This is a genomic window from Nostoc sp. UHCC 0252, assembly GCF_034931145.1.
Classification (GTDB): Bacteria; Cyanobacteriota; Cyanobacteriia; order Cyanobacteriales; family Nostocaceae; genus Nostoc.
Genome location: NZ_JAYGHE010000161.1, coordinates 1 through 3,938 on the forward strand (window position 1 = coordinate 1; position 3,938 = coordinate 3,938).

Consider the following 3,938-nt stretch of genomic DNA (forward strand, 5'->3'; position numbering starts at 1 on the left):
CGGATTTCTCTTAACATTCAACACTTTTGTAAACACAGCTATGAGAAACTTCATTATATCCCACATTCCGCACTTCAAAATGAAGTTCGGAATGTGGGATATAAAAAATGGTTCTACCATATCTCTTATGCCAAATGGTGTTCAAGTGCCACTAAAGGAACTTTTTGGAAGCCTTTCACTTGGATTAATGAGCATAAAAGAAGTTAGTAGAACCACAAAACCTCGTTACAAACCGTTGTTAATTCCCAATCTTTAACTGTTTGCGCTTCCGGGTGGAAACAATGCCGAATGCACCCATTGCTAAAAGTCCAAGTACGGAAGCAGGTTCAGGAACTGTTTGGAAACCTTCTGGTGGTTTTTCTGCAAAGTAAACTTCATCCAAAAAGTTTCCTATGGAAGGATTACCACCAGCAGCAGATACTGAGTCAAACTGCCAGCGTGTTTTACTACCAGTGGCAACAGTCGTACCTTGATATTCTACCCAAGCTGTGTTGTCAGTACTGTATAGTTGGCTGAAAAGAGTATTGTTAGTCGCAAGGTCAATAATAGACAAACGCATCGTATCTACACCTTGACGACCTTTATGGAAAAATCTCCAAAACATAGTTGAATCAGCTGTAGTATCTACATCTTGATATAAGCTAGATACCTGATTGGCATTAAGTTCAGCATATTGATTTGTACCTAATGCTCCAGCATGGAACAGTCTAGGAGTTTGAATTTCAATTTTATTATCTGTAGCTGTAGTCTCCCACCCAGGAATCAGAGATTCATCTATCGAGTCCCATGACAAGTTACTGCGAACAACGGTATCTTCAAAACTACCATTAATTAAGCCTGAAGCTTTAACTTCTTGTGCATTTCCAACAATACCCAAAGATAGAGCAACAGATCCAATAGTTACCAAAGCAAGTTTGCTAATGTTTTTCATGTTCAGCGAAGTATGAGTGTTCCAGCACCTCTCAAATATAAGTTTCAGTAACCAATGTTTTGATAAAGACACAGTAAGTTTTCGAGGTAAACCTATAAACTTAGTAAATTATTTTACCTGAAAAGCATAGCTTTGCCTAAGTAATACTGCTGAGTCCACTTGCTAGCAAAGCAATTCAAGCCATTTATCTGGCATAAAAAATCTGTTTAACAAGCAGAATTAGAGGAGTTAGGAACCAAAATTTAGGACTGAATTCTGTTGTGGCTGGTGAAACAGGTTGCGTAAAGCCTATGAGAGACGCTTTGCTTGTCTGCAACATGCAGAGTCTTGATTCTGACTGCTGAATTCTTCTTATTTTTCAATGTTTGTTTTTCTAACTTGCTCATCAGGGCGCGATCGCGTCAAAATAAGAGTAAAAGACGCTGTAACCTAACTTAACAATGACCCTGCTTGAGCAAATCTCCCCTCAACCTACACCGCCAGACTTGCGGGGATATGAATATGACTTGGTAATTGTCGGCGGTGGGATTATTGGGTTAACTCTAGCCTCTGCTTTAAAAGATTCTGGCTTGAGTATCTTGCTGATTGAAGCGAAAGTTGCATCAGCAGCTGTCGCTAAAGGACAAGCTTATGCAGTTCATCAGCTTTCGGCGCTAATTTACCAAGGAATTGGGGTTTGGGACAAAATATTGCCTCAAATCGCCAAATATTGCCGAGTTCGTCTTTCTGATGCCGATTATCCCAATGTGGTGGAATTTACCACAGATGATATAGATACAGCAGAGTTGGGTTATGTGGCGGAACACCAAGCGCTGTTGCAGCCTTTGCAGGAGTTTGTCCAAGATTGTGCAAATGTGACTTATCTGTGTCCGGCGGAAGTTGTAAATACGCAATATCACAAAGATATAGTAGCGATAGATATTAAAGTTGCCGATCAGTTATACACAGTTCGCAGTAAATTAGTGATAGCAGCAGATGGGGCGCGATCGCCAATTCGTCAAGCTGCTGGGATCAAAACCTCTGGCTGGAAATATTGGCAGTCTTGCATTGTGGCATTTGTCAAACCAGAAAAGCCCCACAATAACACCGCTTACGAAAGATTTTGGTCTAGCGGCCCCTTTGCGATTTTACCTTTACCGGGGAACCGTTGCCGCATTGTGTGGACAGCGCCCCATGAAGAAGCAAAAGCTTTATGTGCCTTAAATGATGAGCAATTTTTGGCAGAACTTACCCGTCGCTATGGCGATCAGATGGGTAAATTGGAATTACTAGGCGATCGCTTTGTATTCCAAGTACAACTCATGCAAAGCGATCGCTATGTTCTCCCCCGACTGGCATTAATTGGTGATGCGGCGCACAATTGCCATCCTGTGGGTGGACAAGGTTTAAATTTGGGAATTCGGGATGCCGCAGCTTTGGCGCAAGTAATCCAAACAGCACACCAAGCGGGTAAAGATATTGGCGACATTCAAATTCTTAAAGGTTATGAACGCTGGCGCAAGCTGGAAAACCTGACTATTTTAGGTTTCACCGATTTATTAGATCGGATGTTTTCTAATAACTTTTTACCTGTGGTGGTGGTTCGTCGCTTGGGTTTATGGTTTTTGCAACGGGTTCCTTTCTTAAAGGTGTTTATGCTGAAATTGATGATTGGCTTGAAAGGACGGACTCCAGAATTGGCAAAACATAAACGCTATACTACAGCAGCTTGAAAAATCTGGTTTGGGGTGAGATTCAATTCGGGAAAAGTTTGGGAAATAATGCGATCGCTTTCTCGAAACTTACTTATTTGATATTCCTCATCAACCAAGTTACACACGGTGATTGTCGGTTGTTTGGGATTGCCGATAAAATTGCGTCCACCCAAGGCAGCATAATCGACAATCCAGTATTCTGGGATACCCATCTCTTCATAGTCAGCGTATTTTAAATAGTAATCGTCTCGCCAGTTGGTTGATACAACTTCAATTACCAAAGGTATTGATGCACCCAAACTCAGGGTAGATTTTTTTTTCCACAATGGTTCATTTTCCAGATTTGCACGATTTAACACTAAGACATCTGGAAAATAACCAGAATTTTTTTCAGGAGGTCTAACTATAACTTGGTTAGGGATACCGTAGGGCAATCCTAGACGTTTGATTTCAACAGGAATTTCGACACCTAGAAAGCTTTTAACTTCCTCATGTTCCCCTACTGGTTGTGCCATCTCAACAATTTGTCCTTTATGTAGTTCGTAGCGTACTCGTCGATTTTCGGGTAGCCAATCGACAAATTCCTCAAAGGTTACTAGCTTGGGTATGGCTTGAGTCATGACTTTTGAGAGTTATTGCTTTGGAAATATTATCTCTAATCTAGGGGACTTCGGACAGCTTTTCCACCACGGTTAAGCATATAGGATAAATCACAATACCGTTCAGTTAAGCCCAAAATCCTCTGTAGAGACGCAAAATTGTACTGGGCTTCTCTACGAGACGCTAACGCGAACGCCCCGCTACGCTAATGCGTCTCTACTGAAATCAATACCAAAAATCCTTAACTAAACCGTATTGGGATAAATCATTGTAGTTTTTGAGTAATTCCTTTACCGTGCGGATGTCATAGCCATTTTGCAGTAAATGGATAGTGAAACCTATGACAACCAACCTTTTTTTTGAATACCAGCTTGACAAACTGCTTGTTTTAATGATTTTTGTAAATTACTTTTATGGCTGCTTTATGTTCCCACCTGAAGGGAAAAGGGCATTCTATGTTTAGACCGAAACACTTTTCAAACAACCTCTTAGAAAACAACGTTGATATCAAGCAGCGACTAAACAAATGATTCAACAAAAATCCCCTATATTCTCTCATTGGCTCAGGCAAATTGGAGGTACTGTTGTTTTAGCGATCGCCTATTATGGAATGGCTGAAATTTCACGGCACGTTGCCTCCACACCCCAGAATGTTACCCCAGTTTGGCCCCCAGATGGAATTGCTGCCGGGGCTGTTCTATTGTTTGGTAAGC

4 protein-coding genes and 1 pseudogene are annotated in these 3,938 nt (G+C 41.2%); 3 read left to right on the forward strand and 2 right to left on the reverse strand.

Translation table 11 applies throughout. The annotated features are described in order from the left end of the window. Nucleotides 1-256, forward strand: a 256-nt coding sequence (locus tag VB732_RS35545; protein WP_323235492.1) for a hypothetical protein, incomplete at its 5' end; no start/stop codon positions are given. Here VB732_RS35545 and VB732_RS35550 read toward each other — a convergent pair. Next, complete coding sequence (locus VB732_RS35550; protein WP_323235493.1) at nt 239-931, reverse strand: PEP-CTERM sorting domain-containing protein; 693 nt, start codon at nt 929-931, stop codon at nt 239-241. The two genes, VB732_RS35545 and VB732_RS35550, sit on opposite strands and share 18 nt — an antisense overlap. A gap of 440 nt (nt 932-1,371) precedes the next feature. Here VB732_RS35550 and VB732_RS35555 point away from each other — a divergent pair, with 440 nt between their 5' ends. Then, complete coding sequence (locus VB732_RS35555) at nt 1,372-2,643, forward strand: FAD-dependent hydroxylase (RefSeq protein WP_323235494.1); 1,272 nt, start codon at nt 1,372-1,374, stop codon at nt 2,641-2,643. Here the strand turns inward: VB732_RS35555 and VB732_RS35560 are convergent. Then, on the reverse strand, nt 2,625-3,245 hold the full coding sequence (locus tag VB732_RS35560; RefSeq protein ID WP_323235495.1) for a Uma2 family endonuclease: 621 nt from the start codon (nt 3,243-3,245) through the stop codon (nt 2,625-2,627). The two genes, VB732_RS35555 and VB732_RS35560, sit on opposite strands and share 19 nt — an antisense overlap. Nucleotides 3,246-3,751: 506 nt before the next feature. Here VB732_RS35560 and VB732_RS35565 point away from each other — a divergent pair. Continuing rightward, nucleotides 3,752-3,938, forward strand: a pseudogene (locus tag VB732_RS35565) (hypothetical protein); the annotation flags it as partial.

What these genes read in the sequence shown, in the direction of transcription:
- VB732_RS35560 (WP_323235495.1), bottom strand. Translation starts at nt 3,245, where the DNA reads ATGACTCAAGCCATACCCAAGCTAGTAACCTTTGAGGAATTTGTCGAT.
- VB732_RS35555 (WP_323235494.1), top strand. Translation starts at nt 1,372, where the DNA reads ATGACCCTGCTTGAGCAAATCTCCCCTCAACCTACACCGCCAGACTTG.
- VB732_RS35550 (WP_323235493.1), bottom strand. Translation starts at nt 931, where the DNA reads ATGAAAAACATTAGCAAACTTGCTTTGGTAACTATTGGATCTGTTGCT.